Consider the following 17,710-nt stretch of genomic DNA (forward strand, 5'->3'; position numbering starts at 1 on the left):
GATGGCCAAAATTGTTGTGTTCACGGAGTCCTCGTTTCGGTTGGTTGAGGTGTTGATTGCAGATCAAGAGGATGGTTCATCTCGTCGCGATACAGTCGTCCGAGCATCACATTTCGCCTGCTTCCGGGGACATCCCGCCTGACCCCGCCGATGGCCTATGTGAACACTGTAAACAATGGCATATGGACCGCCGAGTGTACAGACCGTTTAAGGTGGGTTCTGTGGCCATTTTCATCGACCCGCCTTTGTGGCCGGCGCACGGGACGCACTTCTCCCATCTGATCTCGGATACGTCCCTCGCGGAGCTGCACGAGTTCGCTGCCACGGCCGGTGTGCCTGAGCGGGCGTTCGACATTGACCACTATGACGTCCCCGCTCGCCGCTACCCTGCACTGGTTGCGCAGGGAGCACGCGAGGTGGACGGCGGCACCCTGGTCAGGACGCTCATTGCCAGCGGGCTGCGTGTTCCTGGGAGGCTCCGCCCGGATCGGTTGCGCGCCTCCTTGCTGTCCCGCTGGAATCAGTTGCTGCCCGGTTGCCCGGCTCTGGGTGAGGAAATGATGGACCGCTGGGCTGAGCCCCACCGCCGCTATCACACCCCGGAACACCTGCTCGATGTGTTGGAAGCTCTCGACCGCACGTTTGACGGTCCTCGCTGGTGGCCAGCCACAGCCCCTTCTTGGTGCCGATGGCCAAAATTGTTGTGTTCACGGAGTCCTCGTTTCGGTTGGTTGAGGTGTTGATTGCAGATCAAGAGGATGGTTCATCTCGTCGCGATACAGTCGTCCGAGCATCACATTTCGCCTGCTTCCGGGGACATCCCGCCTGACCCCGCCGATGGCCTATGTGAACACTGTAAACAATGGCATATGGACCGCCGAGTGTACAGACCGTTTAAGGTGGGTTCTGTGGCCATTTTCATCGACCCGCCTTTGTGGCCGGCGCACGGGACGCACTTCTCCCATCTGATCTCGGATACGTCCCTCGCGGAGCTGCACGAGTTCGCTGCCACGGCCGGTGTGCCTGAGCGGGCGTTCGACATTGACCACTATGACGTCCCCGCTCGCCGCTACCCTGCACTGGTTGCGCAGGGAGCACGCGAGGTGGACGGCGGCACCCTGGTCAGGACGCTCATTGCCAGCGGGCTGCGTGTTCCTGGGAGGCTCCGCCCGGATCGGTTGCGCGCCTCCTTGCTGTCCCGCTGGAATCAGTTGCTGCCCGGTTGCCCGGCTCTGGGTGAGGAAATGATGGACCGCTGGGCTGAGCCCCACCGCCGCTATCACACCCCGGAACACCTGCTCGATGTGTTGGAAGCTCTCGACCGGCTGTTTGAAGAGCACGACAACGACGGCGCCCGCCTGCGGGTTCGGCTGGCCGCCTGGTTTCACGACGCTGTGTACAACGGGGTTGCGGGGGAGGATGAGGAGGCATCGGCGGAACTTGCAGCCTCGTGCCTGGACCGGGTAGTTTCTCCGACCGATGCGGTGGAGGTTGTCCGCCTGGTCCGGTTGACGTCGTCACACAGTCCTCTTGCGGGGGACCGGACCGGCGAGCTGCTGTGCGACGCCGATCTCGCTGTCCTCGGCCGGACGCCCGCTGGCTATGTGCGGTACCTCCGCGCCGTCCGCGAAGAGTATGCCCACGTCCCCGACGATGCGTTTGCGGAGGGGCGCGCCGCCGTCGTACACCGCCTCCTTGCGCTGGAACCGCTGTACCGAACCGGCCGGGCGCGGGCGATATGGCTGGAACGGGCGAGGGTAAATCTTCGGGGTGAGCTGAGCTAGGCGCTTTGCTGGCCGGCCGTTATTCGCCGCAGCGCGTGGTCGTCCTGTCCCGCCGCTTCACCCAGCAGGTCAAAGAACGCCGGGCAGTGGAGCTGCTCAGCGGTCAGGGGGAGGATCTCTGCCATCCCACCATTCTGCCCCGCGCAGCGCCTGCCATGGCACAATTGTCTACAGTGTTCACATCGAAAAGGGAGGTGGATTTGCAGCAGGCCGGACGCAGCACGTACCGCCACGGCGACCTCCGCCGAGCGCTGATCGACGCCGGGACGGAACTCGCGCGCGAAGGGGGGCCGGCCGCCGTCGTTCTCCGCGAAGCCACACGTCAGACCGGCGTGACGCCCAACGCCGCCTACCGGCATTTTGCCGACAGGAATGCGCTCCTCCACGCGGTATCCATGGCCGCGCAGGCGGCACTCGCCTGTGCAATCGAGGAGGAACTGGGGTCGGTTCGGGAGGGGAACGACGACGGCGCGGCGGAGGTCGCGAGGGCGCGCCTGCGTGCCGTGGGAGCGGGCTATCTGAGATTTGCACAGACGGAACCCGGGCTGTTCCGCACGGCATTCGCGGGGCACGTGGATGTGCGGGATGCTGCGACAGTCGACTCGGCCGGCGCCAGCGGAAAGACCCCGTTCCAGCTGCTGTCCGCGGCCTTGGACGGGCTGATGGAAGCCGGCGTTCTTCCACAGGAACGGCGGCTGGGGGCTGAGTTCCTGGCGTGGTCCTCGGTGCACGGGCTCGCCATTCTGGTGATCGACGGACCGCTGCGGGGTTTGTCCTTGGAGCAACGGCAGTTCGCCGTTTCAAGACTGCTGGAGATGGTGGACAAGGGACTATGAATCCTCCTCGGCCGGGAGCTTGTGTCCAAGAAGCCTTCCTTGCCCGCTGACGTTACCGTCCTTCACGCGACCAAGCGCTCTAATTAACACTATAATTCTGTACATGACGACACTTTCAATTGCCGACGCCCGAGCCAATTTCTCCAAGATCGTCGAATCTGCATCCATCACCCACGAGCGCTTCGACGTCACTCGCAATGGGCGCCGTGCCGCCGTGCTTCTGGGCGCCGAGGATTACGACTCTCTGATCGAAACCCTGGAGATATTGGGCAACCCTGAGGTGCTGACCGCGATTCGGGCAGGACTCAGGGATCTTGGAGCTGGAAGCACGGTTGACGCCGAAACAGTGCGCAAATCCATGATCCAATCCGGCCGTCTGAAGGGGTGAATCCGATTTATGAGGTCCGGTTCTCGAAATCTGCACGGAGGGCGCTCAGCCATGACTTGCCCGAGCCTGTGGCAATTGCCGCCTTCGAATTCATCATGGGAGCCATCCGGGACAATCCCCACGGGGTCGGAAAACAGCTGAGGGAACCATTGTTCCCTCAGTACTCTGCCCGGCGTGGCGACTACCGGGTGATCTATCGGATCATCGAGCAGAGGCTGGTGATTGACGTCATCTCAGTTACTCATCGCGGGAACACCCACCGAAGGGCTTGAGGGCCCGCGGAGTCAGTCCCGCTTCTGGCCGTAGTTTTTGCCCATGTGATTAGTCGGGTGGTCAAACCATGCCGGCCTGTCTTTGAAGTATCCCGGCCGCGAGCTGGTGATGTCCTCGTCTTCCCGGGTGTCGTACGTGGCTACACTGATCCGGTTCCGATTACGGAGGAAGTGACCACGGGCCAATAACACTATTGCCGCAACTACCATGACCGCGCCGATGGCCAGCAGCACACCGGCGCCGGACTGCACGGGTTCCTCCCGGGCGGCCGCGGTGGCGAAGCCCGAAATGCCCTGCGGAACAAAAAACGTACTGAGAATGATCAATGCGCCGCCCACAATTAAGTGTCCTACGCCGTTTTTCATCACTTTCCCTCTATCGCTTGCGACTAGTCCCTCCACCCTAAACCGTCGGTGGAGAAGCATAGGCTTGTCAGGTGAAGTCAACCGTCCCCGACAACCGCCAGCTGAGCCGCAGAATCCTGCAGCTGGCTGTGCCTGCCCTCGGGGCGCTGATCGCCGAGCCCCTGTTCCTGCTGGCGGACTCGGCGATCGTTGGGCACCTTGGGGTGGAGGAGCTGGCAGGCGTGGGACTTGCCTCCACCGTGCTGCAGACAGCCGTTGGGCTCATGGTCTTCCTTGCCTACTCAACCACTCCCGCCGTCGCACGATTCCTCGGCGCGGGCCGTATCAGGGATGCGCTGGCAGCAGGGCGCGACGGCGTGGGGCTGGCTTTGGTGTTGGGCGTGGTCCTCTCGGTGGCCGGCTGGATGCTGGCGCCTGCACTCTCCACGTTGATGGGTGCCGAGGGCGAGGTGCACCGTTTTGCCGTCGACTATCTGCGTTTTTCCATGCCCGGCTTGACGGCCATGCTTGTGGTGCTGGCTGCCACCGGTGTCCTGCGCGGACTGCAGGACACCAAGACTCCCCTCCTGGTCGCAGGGGTGGGCTTCGCCGCGAACATTGTTCTCAACTTCCTCCTGGTGTACGGACTTGGACTCTCCGTTGCGGGCTCGGCTTTGGGAACCAGCATCGCCCAGTGGGGGATGGCCGGGGTGTACCTGGCGATCATTCGGCGCCTGTCCCGGGAGAACACCGTCACACTGAAGCCGTCCTGGCGCGGCTTGCGGGCCACGGCCAGCGTGGGCTCGTGGCTAATGCTGAGGACGGCCAGCCTGCGGATCGCCATCCTCGCCACCGTTTTTGTAGCCACCGCGCAGGGTCCGGTTTCGCTGGCTGCCCATCAGCTGGTGATGACCATTTTTACCTTCCTTGCCTTCGCCCTCGACGCAATTGCCATCGCGGCCCAGGCACTCATTGGCAAGGAACTCGGTGCTGGAGACCGCCCGCTGGCCCACGCTCTGACCCGGCGCATGATTGCCTGGGGTCTCGGGTTCGGTGTGATCACGGGTGTCCTGCTCGCGGCCGCGGCGCCCTTCGCCGGATGGATCTTCACCACGGATCAGTCAGTCCATGCGGCGCTTGCCGCCGGCCTTTGGATTCTCGCGGCCGCGCAGCCTATCTGCGGCTTCGTGTTTGTGTTGGACGGCGTGCTTATCGGTGCCGGCGATGCGAAGTATCTGGCGATCGCCGGCGTCGTCAATCTTGTCCTCTATGTTCCCCTGTTGGTCTGGGTTTTTAGCGCGGGACTCACGGGACCTACCGGCATCGCGTGGCTCTGGTTTGCCTTTGGTGTGGGCTATATGGCCGCCAGGGCTCTGACCCTTGGCTGGCGGGTCCGCAACGACAGGTGGATGGTCACCGGATCGGCGTAGAGTTAAGCCTGCCCAGGTCCACCTCTACGCATTGGAGATCCGTCAGTGAGTTCCACGCAACCGGATACAGCCCAGGCCGCGCAGCTGTGGAAGCCTTTCCTGTTCCGTGCAGCGGTTGCTTCGGCCTTCGGTGTTTTGACAATTTTCTGGACCGATCCTTCTGTCCATGTGATGTCCGTTGCGGGCGGCCTCTACCTTCTGCTTGTCAGCGTGGCAGTGCTGTGGGCAGAACGAAGCCTGCGCGCCACCGGTGCAATACCCACGTGGCTGGCCGGATCGGCGCCGGCAGTGCTGGCTATAGCTGCGCTGCTCAACCTGTGGATCCACACGGACCGGATGTTTGCGCAAGTGGGTGCGCTGGCCCTGGTGCTGGCCGGCGTCGTCGAGTTGGTAATCGGGTTCCAACAGCGCGGAAAACATTTTGCGGCCAAGGATTTCCTGCTGGTCGGAGCCATTTCTGTGCTCACGGGCGTGCTGCTTCCCGTTTTCCAGAACCTTGGAGCCCACGCCCTCATGGGAGTCGCGGGGGGTGGGGCGGTGATCACCGCCGTCATACTTGGACTTGCCGGCCTGAGCTACAGGCATGATTCGCTTGAAAATTCGGATTCGCGCGCCCGCCCCGAAGCCGTAAACTAGTCTTCTACCAATCGTAGAATTATTCAGAGGAGAAACAGCGTGTCCAAGACGGCCAGAGGCGTCAAAGGGCCCCTCATCCTTTCCGCCGCGCTCGCGGTGATTGCCGGTGCGGTTACCACGGTGGTTTCCACCGGCGGCGGCGATCAGGCGGCGCGCATGGACCTCGGATTCACTGCTGCCGGTATCGCTTTTATCGCCTCACTCGTGGTGTGCGCGATGCTGATGATGACTGAGAAGCCCAATGCCGACCATCTGGGTAAGGGCACCGGAATCAACCGGTCGTCGGCCAAGATTCCGGGGGGCTCCGGGAACCTGGACAAAGACGGCAATCCGCGGCCGGGGCAAGGCAAAAAGAACGACGACGGCGCTGTCTGACCCGGGCCGGGCCGCCCCTGGCCGGCGGGTTAGGAAATCTGCAGCCCACCGTTGATGTCGTAGGTGGCTGCTGTGATGAAACCGGCCTGCCCACCCATCAGGAACGCCAGCAGCGCAGCGATCTCGTCCACGCGGCCCACGCGGCCCATGAGAATGTCCTTGGACATGGCAGCCTTCCGGTCCTCACTGAGGGTGCCGCCCATGATGTCGGTGTCCACCGGTCCCGGAGCAATGCAGTTCACCGTGACGCCGTGTTCACCCATCTCGCGGGCTAGTGCGCGGGTGAAGCCGATGATGGCGGCCTTGGACGCGCTGTACGCCACCTTCGAATAGGTTCCGCCACCGCGCTGGGCGGAGATGGAGGAGATGCTGACAACCCGGCCGAGTTTCCGTTCGATCATTCCGGCAAGCACCCGCTGGGTCACCATGAAGGTGCCGGTCATGTTGACCGCAAAGACGCGGTCCCAGGCCTCCTTGGTTTCATTCATGAATTCGGTGGGGGAGCTGATGCCGGCAATGTTGGCAAGGGCAACAATCGGAGGCAGGGAGGATTCGACGGCGGCGATCGCTGCCTCGACGGATTCCTGGTCTGAGACGTCCGCCCCAACTCCAATGGATTGAACGCCGTGCGTGGCTGCTATGTGTTCCGCCGCAAGGGCGGCTGCGTCAGCGTCGATATCCAGGATGGCAACGCACCAGCCCTGGCTCGCCAAAAGGTCCGCTGTGGCGCGTCCTATGCCACGTTCGGAGGCGGCTCCGGTGATTACAGCCGTGCGTGCGGATGGAAAGGCGGTGGTTTCAGTCATGCTGCTCAACTCCTGTTTTGTTCTTGTTGCCGATGTAATGCTCATAGTCTTCGTACGTCTGATTGATGTGCGCCTCCATCGCCTTTCGGGCGGCTCCCGGCTGTTTGGAGGCTATGGCTTTGCGGACCGCCTTGTGGTGCTCAATCGCATGGCGCTGTACCTCCGGAAAGGCTGAGGTTTCCCTGCGGGCTGCATACAGAAGCTGTCCAAGCTGCCCCAGGAGGACGGGCACAAATGGATTGGCCGATGCACGGAACACGGCATCGTGAAATGCCAGGTCGGATGCCGTGACAGCGTCGAGGTCCTGTGCCTGGTGCGCTGTCTCCAGATCCCGAATGGCTGTGTCCATCTGTTCCAGTTCCGCAGTGCTGCAGTGGAGTGCCGCGAGTTCTGCCGCACCGGTCTCCACCATGCGCCGGACTTCAAGCAGCCGGAGGGCCACCTGGCTGGGACCGACACCCCTCGATGCCGCTCGGAGTATGGCTTCCAAACCGGTCCATTGGGCCGGGGGATTCACAAAGGATCCCAAGCCCCGCCGCACGTAAACGATGTTCTGGGCCTGCAGGGTCTTCAGTGCTTCCCGCACGGTGAGCCGGCTGACATCGGAGGCCTTGGCGATCTGCGCTTCCGGAGGAAGGGCGTCGTGGGGTCCGATTTCGCCAGCGAGGATGCGTTCCAGCAGGTCTTCAAAGACCCCCTGAACCAGCGACTTCCGGGCCATGACCGTCCTCCCCGTTGCTCCAAACACTTGTCAGATGTCTTATAGGTGGTGTTAGTGTTTCAGCCAGCGCTAAAACCGTCAATTCAATCCGGTGCAGGCGCAAATGTGCACGGGCACCGACGCCCGGGCGCTGTTCCGTCCTCAAGGAGTAAATCATCGTGGATCTACAACTCTTGCTGGCGTTGGTCATTGGCATAGCGACCATCATCGTCCTGGTGCTCCGCACCCGGCTTGACGCCTTCGTAGCACTACTCATCGCGGCTATCGTGACCGGCGCCGTCGCCGGCCAGCCCGCGTTGGAAATCGTCAACTCCATCACTACGGGCTTTGGCAACACGCTCGCCTCGATCGGCATCGTGATCGGGCTGGGAGTGGGAATCGGAAAAATCCTCGAAGTCTCTGGCGCCGCCAACGCGCTCGCGCTGGCCTTCCTGCGCATATTCGGGAAAGGTCGCGAGCCCTGGGCTCTCGGCAGCGTGGGAGCACTTGTTTCGATCCCTGTCTTCTGTGACTCCGGCTATGTGATTATGAATCCGCTGGCACGTTCCATCGCGAGGGTGAAGCGGGCCGGTTACGTCACACTGGCCTTGGCGTTGGGCTGCGGCATGACGTTGACTCACCATATGGTGCCGCCCACTCCGGGCCCGCTGGCGGTTGCCGGCATCCTGGGGGCAGACCTTGGTGCGCTGATTCTTGGCGGACTTGCGTTCACAGTCATCCTGCTCCCCGTTGTGGTCTTCTACGCAAAATGGATGGGCCCTAAGCTTGAATCGTCAGTGCAGGAGCATGTGCGCGAAGCCGTGTATGGCAGCGTTTCGGTCGCCGGTGGTTCCGGCAGCTCACGTTCAGGAGCAGCAACTGCCACCGACGACGACGGCCAGCCCCGCGGCGATGACGATTCCATTCCCGCCGATCCGGCAGTGGACCTGGGCACGCCTCCGGCCGGGGCCAAGCCGCATAAGGTCGGGGCCTTCCTTGGCTCCTTGCCGCTTCTTGTGCCACTGCTGCTCATCATCGTGAACACGGTTACGGGCGCCATTGACCAGAACGCGCAGGGCACCCTGGGCGGTGAGTACGAGCCGTCCAGTTGGGTTGTTCCCTTTGCCTTTGTCGGAAACCCCGTTGTTGCACTGGTCATCGGAGTGCTGCTGGCCGTCTACCTCCTCCTGCCACGTTGGACTCCGCGCACCAAGGTGCAGGGCTGGTTTGCTGATGCGGCAGCATCCGCGGGCCTGATTCTGCTGATTACCGGCGCCGGCGGGGCCCTGGGCCAGGTGCTGCGCGATTCCGGCGTTGGCGACGCGCTTGCCGAAGCCATTGCGGCCACGGCCCTCCCGGCGTTCCTGGTGCCATTCCTCATCGCCACGCTGGTCCGCATTGCGCAGGGCTCCGGCACCGTGGCCATGATCACCGCTGCCTCGGTTACGGCACCCCTGGTGGGTTCCCTCGGCATCGATCCGCTGGTGGCTGCCCTTGCCTGTACCGCCGGATCCATGGTGTTCAGTTACTTCAATGATTCCTATTTCTGGGTGGTCACCCGCTTTACGGGGCTGGAGGGAACGGCTGCCCTCCGCGGTTGGTCCGGCATCACCACAGCGGTGTGGGCAGGGTCAATTCCGCTGCTGTTCATTGCCAATTGGATTCTTGGCTGAGTCCGGTTGGGCCGTGGAGGTTCTGCCGGGAATAACTGGACACGCTCCTACGTAGAAATTGCCTTGGGGTGCAGGGCCGCCGGGTCGAAACGTCGGGGCTGCATCTCCGGGCAGTTTTTGTGGGTGACATGACCGTAAGTCATCTTGACTGCTGACAGCGATCAGGGCTAACGTCATGACCATAGATACATTTTGGTTATGACACTTGGGAGACGTTCATGAGGAGCAGTGCCGTCACCGGTCTGTGGTTCGCCATCCTGTCCGCGGCCGCATTCGGTGTTTCCGGGCCTTTCGCAAAGTCGCTCCTGGAGATCGGCTGGAGTCCAGGAGCAGCGGTGGGCGTGCGCATTGGCGGCGCCGCGCTGGTCCTGCTTGTACCGGTGCTGGTAGCCCTCCGCGGACGGTGGAGCACGCTCCGCGGAAACGGACTGACGCTCACGATCTACGGCGTTGTCGCCATCGCGCTGTGCCAGTTCTTCTACTTCAGCGCTGTGCAGCGGATGTCCGTGGGCGTTTCACTCCTGCTCGAGTATCTGGCACCCATCCTCATTGTGGGCTGGCTGTGGATCCGCTCCCACAGGGCTCCGAACCGCCTCACCGCGGCCGGTTCGGTGGCGGCGATGCTGGGGCTGCTGCTGGTGCTCGACCTTACCGGGGAACAGCGCCTGGATCCCATCGGTGTTCTGTTCGGCCTGAGTGCCGCGGTGTGCCTGGCGGTGTTCTTCCTCATGTCAGCAAAGGTCGACGACGATCTGCCACCCCTCATCATGGCGGGCGGCGGAATGGTGGTGGGCGCCCTTACCATCCTGGTGTTGGGGCTGCTGGGCGTCATGCCGTTCACCTTCGAATTCCAAGACGTGGTGCTCGCCGGCTGGCAGACCCATTGGATGGTGCCGGTGCTTGGCCTGGTGCTGATCTCCACGGTGCTGTCCTACGTCACGGGGATCATTGCAGCAAGGGGGCTCGGTTCAAAGGTGGCGTCCTTTGTTGGCCTCACCGAAGTGATGTTTGCCGTGCTTGCATCATGGCTGATGCTCGGCGAACTGCCTGGCCCAATCCAGCTTGTGGGAGGAGCGCTGATCGTTGCGGGAGTGGCTCTGGTCCGGCTTGATGAGCTGCGCAGGCCCAAAATCAGCGCGCACACCCAGCCCAACGCCGTCGAGCCCGTTCCGCGTCCCTCTTAACCACGCATCGACTCTCCTCAAAGTGACCTTTTCAGGGCCTTTTTGGGGCTCAAGCGGTCACTTTGGGGAGAGTCGATGCTGACACCCGGGCTACTTGCCGAAACGCCTCAGCCGCAGGGAGTTGGCCACCACCAGAACGGAGCTCGCGGCCATCGCGCCCCCGGCCACCATGGGGTTGAGCAACCCCAGCGCCGCCACAGGAATGCCGATCGTGTTGTAGAAGAAGGCCCAGAACAAATTGCTCTTGATGGTGCCAAGGGTTCTCCGGGACAACTCAATGGCCTGGGCCACCTGCTCCAGGCTGTTGCCCATGACGGTGAGGTCCGCCGCCTCGATTGCGACGTCGGTGCCTGACCCCATTGCAATGCCAAGGTCGGCCTGAGCCAGCGCGGCGGCGTCGTTCACCCCGTCCCCGGCCATCGCAACCGTTGCCCCGGCCGCCTGCAGCGCCTTGACGGCGTCCACCTTGCCTTCGGGCAGCACTTCGGCCATCACATCCCCGGGTGCTATGCCCACCTCCGCAGCGACAAGCCGCGCAACGGCGGCGTTGTCCCCGGTGAGCAGCATGGGCCGCAGCCCAAGCGCCTTCAGCCGGGCAATCGCCGCCGCTGAGGACTCCTTGACCGTGTCCTTCAAACTGATCAGTCCGGCAACCTCCCGGTCGATCGCCACCCAGATGGCCGTTGCACCCGCGTCCTGTTCCTGCGCGAGCGCCGCACGGTGAGCGTCCGTGAGGAGGACGTTGTTCTCTTCCAGCCAACCTGCCCGGCCGGCGATGACGACGACGCCGTCCACCACTCCCCGCACGCCACCTCCTGCGGCGCTGTGGAACCCGGTCACCGGGGGATGGTCGCCAGCGGCCGCGGCGATGGCCTGGGCAATCGGGTGCTCACTCGCGGACTCCACCGCACCGGCCAGCGCCAGCACATGTGCGCGGTCCTGCGAACCAAGCACGACGACGTCGGTCACCGCCAGTGCTCCGCTGGTCACTGTGCCGGTTTTGTCCAGCACGATTGTGTCTACGGTCCGGGTGTCTTCAAGGACCTGCGGGCCGCGGATGAGGATGCCCAACTGTGCCCCTCGGCCGGTGCCGGTGAGCAGTGCGGTGGGCGTTGCCAGCCCCAGCGCACACGGGCAGGCAATCACCAGCACTGCAACGGCGGCGGTGAATGCTGACTCCAGGTCTCCGGCCAGCACCAGCCACAACACGAAGGTGAGCACCGCTATGACCAGGACAATTGGCACAAACACGGAACTGATCCGGTCCGCGAGCCGGGCAATCGGCGCTTTGCCGCTCTGCGCCTGACTGACCAGGCGGCCCATCTGGGCGAGCGTGGTTTCACTGCCCACGCGTGTGGCCCGGACAACAATGCGGCCTGAGGTATTGATGGTGGCGCCCGTGACGGTGCTGTCCACGGTCACGTCAACGGGAACGGACTCACCCGTGATGAGGGACGTATCCACTGCGCTCTGCCCCTCGACCACAAAGCCGTCGGTGGCAATTTTCTCACCGGGGCGGACCACAAATTCGTCACCGTGTGCAAGCGAATCGGCGGGTACTTTGACCTCGACGCGGCGGCCATCCTGCTCGCGCAGTACGGTGGCTTCCTTCGCGCCAAGGCTCAGCAGGGCTTTCAGGGCATCCCCGGCACGCTGTTTGGCGTTTGCCTCCAGGAAGCGTCCCAGCAGAAGGAAGGTAACCACGACGGCGGCAACCTCGAAGTAGAGCGCATGCTCGCTCATGGCCATGCCCACATGCTCGGTGATCAGCGGGTCGGTGAAGAGCTGCCAACTGGAGAACAGGTACGCCGCCGTGACGCCGATGGACACGAGGGTATCCATGGTGGAGGACAGGTGCCGTGCATTGATGGCTGCTGCCTTATGGAAAGACCAGGCGGACCAGGTCACCACCGGAGTGGACAGGGCAAACACCACCCAGCCCCAGTGGGGAAACTGGAGGGCGGGGATCATTGAGATGAGGAACACGGGAACGGTCAAAATTGCGGCCAGAATGAGCCGCGGGCGCAACTGGGAAGACGTCCCGCCATGCGCCATATGAGAGTCAGCCTGCGGGCCTGTGCCATCCAGTGCTGGGTCCGGATCGTCGCCGGAAGCCGACCCGCCGCCGTCGTGCCGTGTCTTTGGATACGCAGGCTGCTTCAACTGCGCCGAATAGCCCGTGGCCTTGACTGTGTCCAGGATGTCCTGGTCGGAGACGCTCTCCGGGACAGTCACCACGGCTGACTCAAGAGGCAAATTGACGCTCGCCGACACGCCGTCCAGTTTGCCGAGCTTGCGTTCCACCCGGCCCACGCAGGAAGCGCAGGTCATGCCTTGGATATCGAGTTCTACGGTTCGGGTGGTGGTGGGCTCGGCCGTCATGGAAGGGTTCCTGTCAGTTACGCGTGATCGGAGACCACGAGGTAGCCGGCTTCAGCCACTGCTTCGCCGATCTGCTCGAGGTCAAGGTCGCCGGCGGAGGTGACGGTGGCGGTGGAGATGCCACCCTTGTTCAGATCGACGTTGACACTCTGGACGCCATCAATTGCACTGATCTCCTCGCTGACTGAATCGACGCAGTGGCCGCAGGTCATGCCCGAGATGCTGACGGTGGTGGTGCTCATGGTTTACTCCTTGATTGGGATGAAACTGGGGGTTTACCGCAATAAACGACTGATCGCCGCTGATGCTTCCTGGACCTTTTCGTTGACAATTTCGGGATTTCCCGTGGCTTGCGACTCGTTTGCCGCTCCGACCACGCAGTGCGCAATATGTTCCTCCAGCAGTCCGATGCTCACGGCATGCAGGGCCTTGTTGATCGCGGAAACCTGGGTGAGGACGTCGATGCAGTATTTGTCCTCCTCAACCATGCGCGCAATTCCGCGTACCTGGCCTTCGATACGCTTGAGCCTGCGGAGGTACGCATCCTTGTCAGCCGTGTATCCGTGCTGGGTGGTTGTCTGGGTCATTGGGTTCTCCTTGAGCGCACATCCACCACTATACCCTATGGGGGTATCAATGGGAACACAGGGCGGGATGCCCAACGTTGAAGAGGAAGACACGAAAGGCAATCCCTCATGATTTTGAACTTCGAGCCATGGCAGAAGCGTGTGCTCATTGGCCTGCTGGGGCTGGTGATCCTTGCGCTGTTTGCACTCGCATTCACCGCCGGCCGGGTGGCAGCAGCCCCCCAGCATCCGGGCACCAATAGTGCCGACGCGGGCTTTGCGCGCGATATGCAGGTTCACCACACGCAGGCGGTGGAAATGTCCCTGCTTGTGCGTGACCGGACGGATGACGACGTCGTCCGCGCCATCGCGTACGACATCGCCACCACCCAGCAGCATCAGGTGGGCCAAATGTACTCCTGGCTTGAAAGCTGGGGTCTCCCGCAGTCCACGGCAGCGCAACGCATGCAGTGGATGGAGGGCACGGACCACCACCCCGGTGGAGGTGAAGACATGCTGACCGAAGAGGGACTGATGCCCGGCATGGCGACGCCCGAACAAATGGAGGAGCTGCCCACCGCTTCGGGGGAGGATGCAGAGCGGCTCTACCTGGAGCTGATGATCACCCACCACACGGCGGGCGTCGACATGGCGCAGGCCGGCGTTGACCTTGCAGAACAGCAGCAGGTCCGGCGCCTTGCTGAGACCATGGTCACGGCACAGCAGTCCGAAATCCAGGCCATGCAGGACCTGCTGGACGATCTATGAGTCAACTGACCGGTAGATTGATCCAGGACACCCTTACGCAGAAGGAATTTACGCAGTGAACAAGGAATTGGCTAAGTGAACAAGAAGCGAGCCCAGGAAAACGCAGACCGCCAGGCGCGGCTGGTTGCCATCCAGTCCAAGCAGCGCGCTGGCGAGCGCAAACGCAACACCTTGATCTTTGGCGGAATCGGCCTGGTGATCGTAGCCATTATTGTGGCTGTGGCTATCGTGATCGTCGGTCAGATCCAGGAGAACAACCGGCTGGAGGACCTTGCTGCAGCCGACATTGAAGGTGTGGAAACGTTTGAGGACCTGAGCGCCAACCACGTCGACGGCCCTGTCGAGTATGAGCAAACGCCTCCGGTGGGTGGGGACCATAACGCCATCTGGACCAACTGCGGTGTGTATACGGAGCCAATTCCCAATGAGAATTCTGTGCACTCGATGGAGCACGGCGCAGTCTGGATCACGTACCCGGCGGATGCCGCTCAGTCCGAGATTGACGCGCTGACCGAACTGGTGGGCTCACGCACGTATGTCCTGCTCAGCCCCTACGAGGGACAGGAAGCGCCGGTCATGGCGTCCGCCTGGGGCCTGCAACTCTCTGTCGACGGCGCAGATGACGAACGCCTTGCCGCATTCCTTGAGAAGTATGTGCAGGGCGAGCAGACCCGCGAGCCGGGTGCTGCTTGTTCGGGTGGAATCAACCCCTCCGCGTAGGCAATCGACTGATCCCGTTCTCCGGTGGTCGACCAAGGGTCGCGCGGCCCGCGTAGAGACCTCGCGCCACTTGTCGCCAGGTCTCCACGCACTCGCGGGAGCGAATTTGGTCGACCACCGGAATGCGATCGATGCGCGGTCAGACCGGCGACGTCACCGTGAGCGGGAAGCCGGTCACCTGCTTGGTGCGCGGCGGCGCGAAGGTGCGTACCTTCGAAGTCGTCAGTCCCAGCCGCACCAGCGATTCAGCGATAACGACGGCGGCACTCACCCCGTCCACCACCGGCACCCCTGCACGGAGGCGGATCTGTTCACCCAGTCCGGACATTCCACCGCAACCAAGCACAATGACTTCGGCTTTGTCCTGCGTTACCGCGAATTCCGCCTGTTCAACGATAGCTTCGACGGCTCGCAAAGGGTCCGCTTCCAGCTCCAGAACCGCCAGGCCACTGGCCCGTACGGAGGCGCACCGGTCCGAGAGCCCGGCGAGCTTGAGCCGGTCCTCGATCAGCGGAACTGCACGGTCCAGCGTGGTGACCACTGAGTATTTATGGCCTAGGAACATCGCGGTGCTGGCCGCCGCTTCGGTGATATCCACCACGGGAACATCGAGCAGTTCCTGGAGTCCCTCACGGCCGTGTTCCCCGTAGCCGGCCTGCACCACGGCGTCGAACGGCTCGGTGTAAGAGAGCACTTTGTCCATCACGGCGACAGCGGCCAGGTAGCTTTCGAAGTTGCCCTCGACCGATTCGGCACCGAAGTTGGGCGTGAGGGCCACGATCTCGGTTCCGGGCCCGGCCGCGGCGCGGGCCTGCGCGCCGATTGCGTCCGTCATGGACTGGGTGGTGTTGACGTTGACTACAAGTATCCGCATCTTTGCTCCTTCAGTCTTAGTGAACGCTGATCTTAGTGAACGCTGGCGACGGCGATCGCCTCGCCTGAGACGTCGTCGTACTTTTTTGTCCTGTCCGCGATTGCGAAGTAGAAGATCGCCGCCAATCCCGAGCCCACAAACCAGGAGAACGGTGCCACTGCTGAGAACGCCGGCAGGAAAGCGATCAGGATTGCGATGAGGCCGGACGGAACCAGCGCTGCGATGGCCCGGGGGTTGTAGCCGCGCTTGTAGAAGTAGGTGCCGTCGGTCCGCTCGGTGTACAGATCCGGCACATTGATGCGGCCGCGGCGGAGGAGCCAGTAGTCCGCCATGACCACGCCGAACAGCGGGCCGAGGACCGCACCGAGTCCGCCGAGGAAGTACACGATGACCACGGGGTTGTTGTAAAGGTTCCACGGCAGGATCACCAGGCCAATCACCGCGCTGATGATGCCGGCCTTGCGGAAGTTAAGGTGCTTGGGAAACAGGTTGGCCAGCATGTAGACCGGTGCCACGAAGTTGGCCATCAGGTTCACCGCGATGGTGAGGATGATGAGCGCAAGGCCGGCGAGCACCAGGAAGAGCGTGTTGGGGATGGTCTGGATAATGTCGGATGGGCTTTCGATGATGGTTCCGTTGATCCGGAACTGGGCGCCGGCGAGGACCACCACAATGGCGCCGAAGAGCAGCATGTTCACGGGGATGCCCCAGAAGTTGCCCCTGGTGACGGCCTTCTTGGTCACGGCGGAACGTGTGAAGTCGCAGAAGTTCAGTACAAACGTTCCGTAGATGGAGATCCACAGTGCGCCACCGCCCAGGATGGCCAACCACATGGGACCGCCGGTCAGTGAGTTGTCCGTGGTGAGGGCGATTGAACCGCCGGCTTCCATGAACATCCAGACGGCCAGGGCGGCGAAGGTGAAGAGGATGATGGGTCCGGCAAATGCCTCATACTTACGGATCATTTCCATGCCGTAGCTGACAATAATCACCTGAATGATCCACAGTGCAATGAAGGACGCCCAGCCAAGGGTGGAGAGTCCCAGGACGTTGTTGGTGTCCAGGTCCGCCAGGCCCGGCGCCAGAGCGATGAGCAACACGCGGAGCACAACTGAGGCTAGGTAGGTCTGGATTCCGAACCACACAATGGCAACGCCACCGCGAAGAACTGCGGCAATCTGTGCGCCATGAATGCCAAAGCTGATCCGGCTCATCACGGGGAATGGAACGCCGGTCTTGTGGCCCATGTAGCCGGAAAGGTTGAGGAGGAGGAACAACAGAACGGCGCCGAGGCCCAGAGCCAGCAGGATCTGCCAGCCGCCCAGCCCGATCGCAAAAAGCCCGATGGCAAAGGCGTAGTTGCCCAGACTGTGTACGTCATTGGCCCAGAGGGTGAAGATGCTGTAGCTGGTCCATTTGCGGCCCTCGCGCTTGGTGGGAGCCAGGTCCTGGTTGTACAACCGGGGACTGATGTGGTGGAGGCCCTGTGCGGTTGCTGCGGCGTCGGCCTTGGCGGCTGCGGCCGCCTCTTCGGTAAGAGCGGGTTCGGGGATGACTTTCATAGTCTGCCTGTCCTGTTTTTGGGTGCGTCAATGCATCCGTCAAAAATGGGGTGGTCGGGTGGTGGCGACCGTATTCATATGGACGACGGCGGCACCGTGGGTTGGGTACGGCCGCTGGCGCATGATTGCGCCGGGTTGAGCGGTGGATGCGGCGTTGAATCCGGATAGTGACTGCGCTCACCTTTGAACGCTAATGTCCAGAGTAGGTGCGATTGAATTATTCCGCAAGAGGGAATGTAAATTCCATAATACGGAATATAGATCAACCCTTAGCTGCAATGTCACCCTCGGTGAGCAACTTGGACGTCGAACCGAGCAATCTGGACAACCGGGCGCTGAATTTCGCTCACCAATGTCCAGGTTGCTCCCCCGCATTTTGCCCGCCGACGACAAAAGCGGCGGCCGCCCG

General features: G+C 62.6%; 20 protein-coding genes and 1 pseudogene. 12 read left to right on the forward strand and 9 right to left on the reverse strand.

Annotated features, from left to right (window positions below; translation table 11 throughout):
• Window positions 1–221: 221 nt before the first annotated feature.
• Window positions 222–635: pseudogene (locus tag Y708_RS24635) on the forward strand (DUF4031 domain-containing protein); the annotation flags it as partial.
• A gap of 273 nt (window positions 636–908) precedes the next feature.
• Window positions 909–1,784, forward strand: coding sequence for a DUF4031 domain-containing protein (locus Y708_RS0111940; protein ID WP_028280113.1), 876 nt, complete (start codon window positions 909–911; stop codon window positions 1,782–1,784).
• Here Y708_RS0111940 and Y708_RS31420 read toward each other — a convergent pair.
• Complete coding sequence (locus tag Y708_RS31420; RefSeq protein WP_275451108.1) at window positions 1,781–1,909, reverse strand: hypothetical protein; 129 nt, start codon at window positions 1,907–1,909, stop codon at window positions 1,781–1,783. The two genes, Y708_RS0111940 and Y708_RS31420, sit on opposite strands and share 4 nt — an antisense overlap.
• Before the next feature lie 69 nt (window positions 1,910–1,978).
• On the opposite strand from Y708_RS31420, the gene Y708_RS0111945 reads away from it, so the two are divergent.
• The 3 genes from Y708_RS0111945 (at window position 1,979) to Y708_RS0111955 (ending at window position 3,280) form a co-directional block, all read left to right on the forward strand.
• The gene (locus Y708_RS0111945) at window positions 1,979–2,620 is read left to right on the forward strand and encodes a TetR/AcrR family transcriptional regulator (RefSeq protein WP_028280114.1); all 642 of its coding nucleotides are present in this window, start codon (window positions 1,979–1,981) and stop codon (window positions 2,618–2,620) included.
• A gap of 103 nt (window positions 2,621–2,723) precedes the next feature.
• Window positions 2,724–3,008, forward strand: a complete 285-nt coding sequence (locus Y708_RS0111950) for a type II toxin-antitoxin system Phd/YefM family antitoxin (protein ID WP_028280115.1) — start codon at window positions 2,724–2,726, stop codon at window positions 3,006–3,008.
• Window positions 3,005–3,280, forward strand: a complete 276-nt coding sequence (locus tag Y708_RS0111955) for a type II toxin-antitoxin system RelE family toxin (RefSeq protein WP_028280116.1) — start codon at window positions 3,005–3,007, stop codon at window positions 3,278–3,280. The genes Y708_RS0111950 and Y708_RS0111955 overlap by 4 nt, the downstream gene beginning before the upstream one ends.
• A 12-nt stretch (window positions 3,281–3,292) precedes the next feature.
• On the opposite strand, the gene Y708_RS0111960 is transcribed toward Y708_RS0111955, so the two are convergent.
• Entirely contained in the window at window positions 3,293–3,646 is a 354-nt protein-coding gene (locus tag Y708_RS0111960; RefSeq protein ID WP_028280117.1) for a hypothetical protein, read from the reverse strand.
• 71 nt (window positions 3,647–3,717) lie between these two features.
• On the opposite strand from Y708_RS0111960, the gene Y708_RS0111965 reads away from it, so the two are divergent.
• The 3 genes from Y708_RS0111965 to Y708_RS24640 are packed head-to-tail and all read left to right on the forward strand — an operon-like array spanning window position 3,718 to window position 6,066.
• Complete coding sequence (locus tag Y708_RS0111965; protein ID WP_028280118.1) at window positions 3,718–5,055, forward strand: MATE family efflux transporter; 1,338 nt, start codon at window positions 3,718–3,720, stop codon at window positions 5,053–5,055.
• Window positions 5,056–5,100: 45 nt separating this feature from the next.
• A complete protein-coding gene (locus Y708_RS0111970) occupies window positions 5,101–5,691 on the forward strand; it encodes a hypothetical protein (RefSeq protein WP_028280119.1) in 591 nt (196 codons plus the stop codon).
• Window positions 5,692–5,730: 39 nt separating this feature from the next.
• Window positions 5,731–6,066, forward strand: coding sequence for a hypothetical protein (locus Y708_RS24640; protein ID WP_035776159.1), 336 nt, complete (start codon window positions 5,731–5,733; stop codon window positions 6,064–6,066).
• 29 nt (window positions 6,067–6,095) lie between these two features.
• Here the strand turns inward: Y708_RS24640 and Y708_RS0111980 are convergent, their stop codons facing one another.
• The gene (locus Y708_RS0111980; RefSeq protein WP_028280120.1) at window positions 6,096–6,872 is read right to left on the reverse strand and encodes an SDR family NAD(P)-dependent oxidoreductase; all 777 of its coding nucleotides are present in this window, start codon (window positions 6,870–6,872) and stop codon (window positions 6,096–6,098) included.
• The gene (locus Y708_RS0111985; RefSeq protein WP_028280121.1) at window positions 6,865–7,593 is read right to left on the reverse strand and encodes a FadR/GntR family transcriptional regulator; all 729 of its coding nucleotides are present in this window, start codon (window positions 7,591–7,593) and stop codon (window positions 6,865–6,867) included. Before Y708_RS0111985 ends, Y708_RS0111980 begins: the two co-directional genes overlap by 8 nt.
• Before the next feature lie 158 nt (window positions 7,594–7,751).
• Here Y708_RS0111985 and Y708_RS0111990 point away from each other — a divergent pair, with 158 nt between their 5' ends.
• Window positions 7,752–9,245: a GntP family permease gene (locus Y708_RS0111990; RefSeq protein ID WP_028280122.1), complete on the forward strand. Its 1,494-nt coding sequence runs from the start codon at window positions 7,752–7,754 to the stop codon at window positions 9,243–9,245.
• Between the two features lie 218 nt (window positions 9,246–9,463).
• The gene (locus Y708_RS0111995; protein WP_028280123.1) at window positions 9,464–10,429 is read left to right on the forward strand and encodes an EamA family transporter; all 966 of its coding nucleotides are present in this window, start codon (window positions 9,464–9,466) and stop codon (window positions 10,427–10,429) included.
• A gap of 90 nt (window positions 10,430–10,519) precedes the next feature.
• Here Y708_RS0111995 and Y708_RS0112000 read toward each other — a convergent pair whose 3' ends face one another.
• Genes Y708_RS0112000 through Y708_RS0112010 form a run of 3 tightly spaced genes read right to left on the reverse strand, consistent with a single transcriptional unit; the run spans window position 10,520 to window position 13,398 of the window.
• Complete coding sequence (locus tag Y708_RS0112000) at window positions 10,520–12,811, reverse strand: heavy metal translocating P-type ATPase (protein WP_028280124.1); 2,292 nt, start codon at window positions 12,809–12,811, stop codon at window positions 10,520–10,522.
• 17 nt (window positions 12,812–12,828) lie between these two features.
• Complete coding sequence (locus tag Y708_RS0112005; protein WP_028280125.1) at window positions 12,829–13,053, reverse strand: heavy-metal-associated domain-containing protein; 225 nt, start codon at window positions 13,051–13,053, stop codon at window positions 12,829–12,831.
• A gap of 33 nt (window positions 13,054–13,086) precedes the next feature.
• Complete coding sequence (locus Y708_RS0112010; RefSeq protein ID WP_028280126.1) at window positions 13,087–13,398, reverse strand: metal-sensitive transcriptional regulator; 312 nt, start codon at window positions 13,396–13,398, stop codon at window positions 13,087–13,089.
• Between the two features lie 108 nt (window positions 13,399–13,506).
• Here Y708_RS0112010 and Y708_RS0112015 point away from each other — a divergent pair, with 108 nt between their 5' ends.
• Window positions 13,507–14,145 (forward strand): DUF305 domain-containing protein, encoded by a 639-nt coding sequence (locus Y708_RS0112015; RefSeq protein ID WP_035776161.1) that lies wholly within the window; start codon window positions 13,507–13,509, stop codon window positions 14,143–14,145.
• A 75-nt stretch (window positions 14,146–14,220) separates the two neighbouring features.
• Window positions 14,221–14,865 carry a DUF3105 domain-containing protein gene (locus Y708_RS0112020; RefSeq protein ID WP_028280128.1) on the forward strand — a complete coding sequence of 215 codons (645 nt, stop codon included), beginning with the start codon at window positions 14,221–14,223 and terminating at the stop codon, window positions 14,863–14,865.
• Between the two features lie 139 nt (window positions 14,866–15,004).
• Here the strand turns inward: Y708_RS0112020 and Y708_RS0112025 are convergent, their stop codons facing one another.
• Both Y708_RS0112025 and Y708_RS24645 read right to left on the reverse strand, forming a co-directional pair.
• Complete coding sequence (locus Y708_RS0112025) at window positions 15,005–15,739, reverse strand: aspartate/glutamate racemase family protein (protein WP_028280129.1); 735 nt, start codon at window positions 15,737–15,739, stop codon at window positions 15,005–15,007.
• Window positions 15,740–15,771: 32 nt separating this feature from the next.
• A complete protein-coding gene (locus Y708_RS24645; RefSeq protein ID WP_051478944.1) occupies window positions 15,772–17,301 on the reverse strand; it encodes an NCS1 family nucleobase:cation symporter-1 in 1,530 nt (509 codons plus the stop codon).
• Between the last annotated feature and the right edge of the window lie 409 nt (window positions 17,302–17,710).

It is taken from the genome of Arthrobacter sp. H5, from assembly GCF_000520595.1.
Classification (GTDB): Bacteria; Actinomycetota; Actinomycetes; order Actinomycetales; family Micrococcaceae; genus Arthrobacter_D.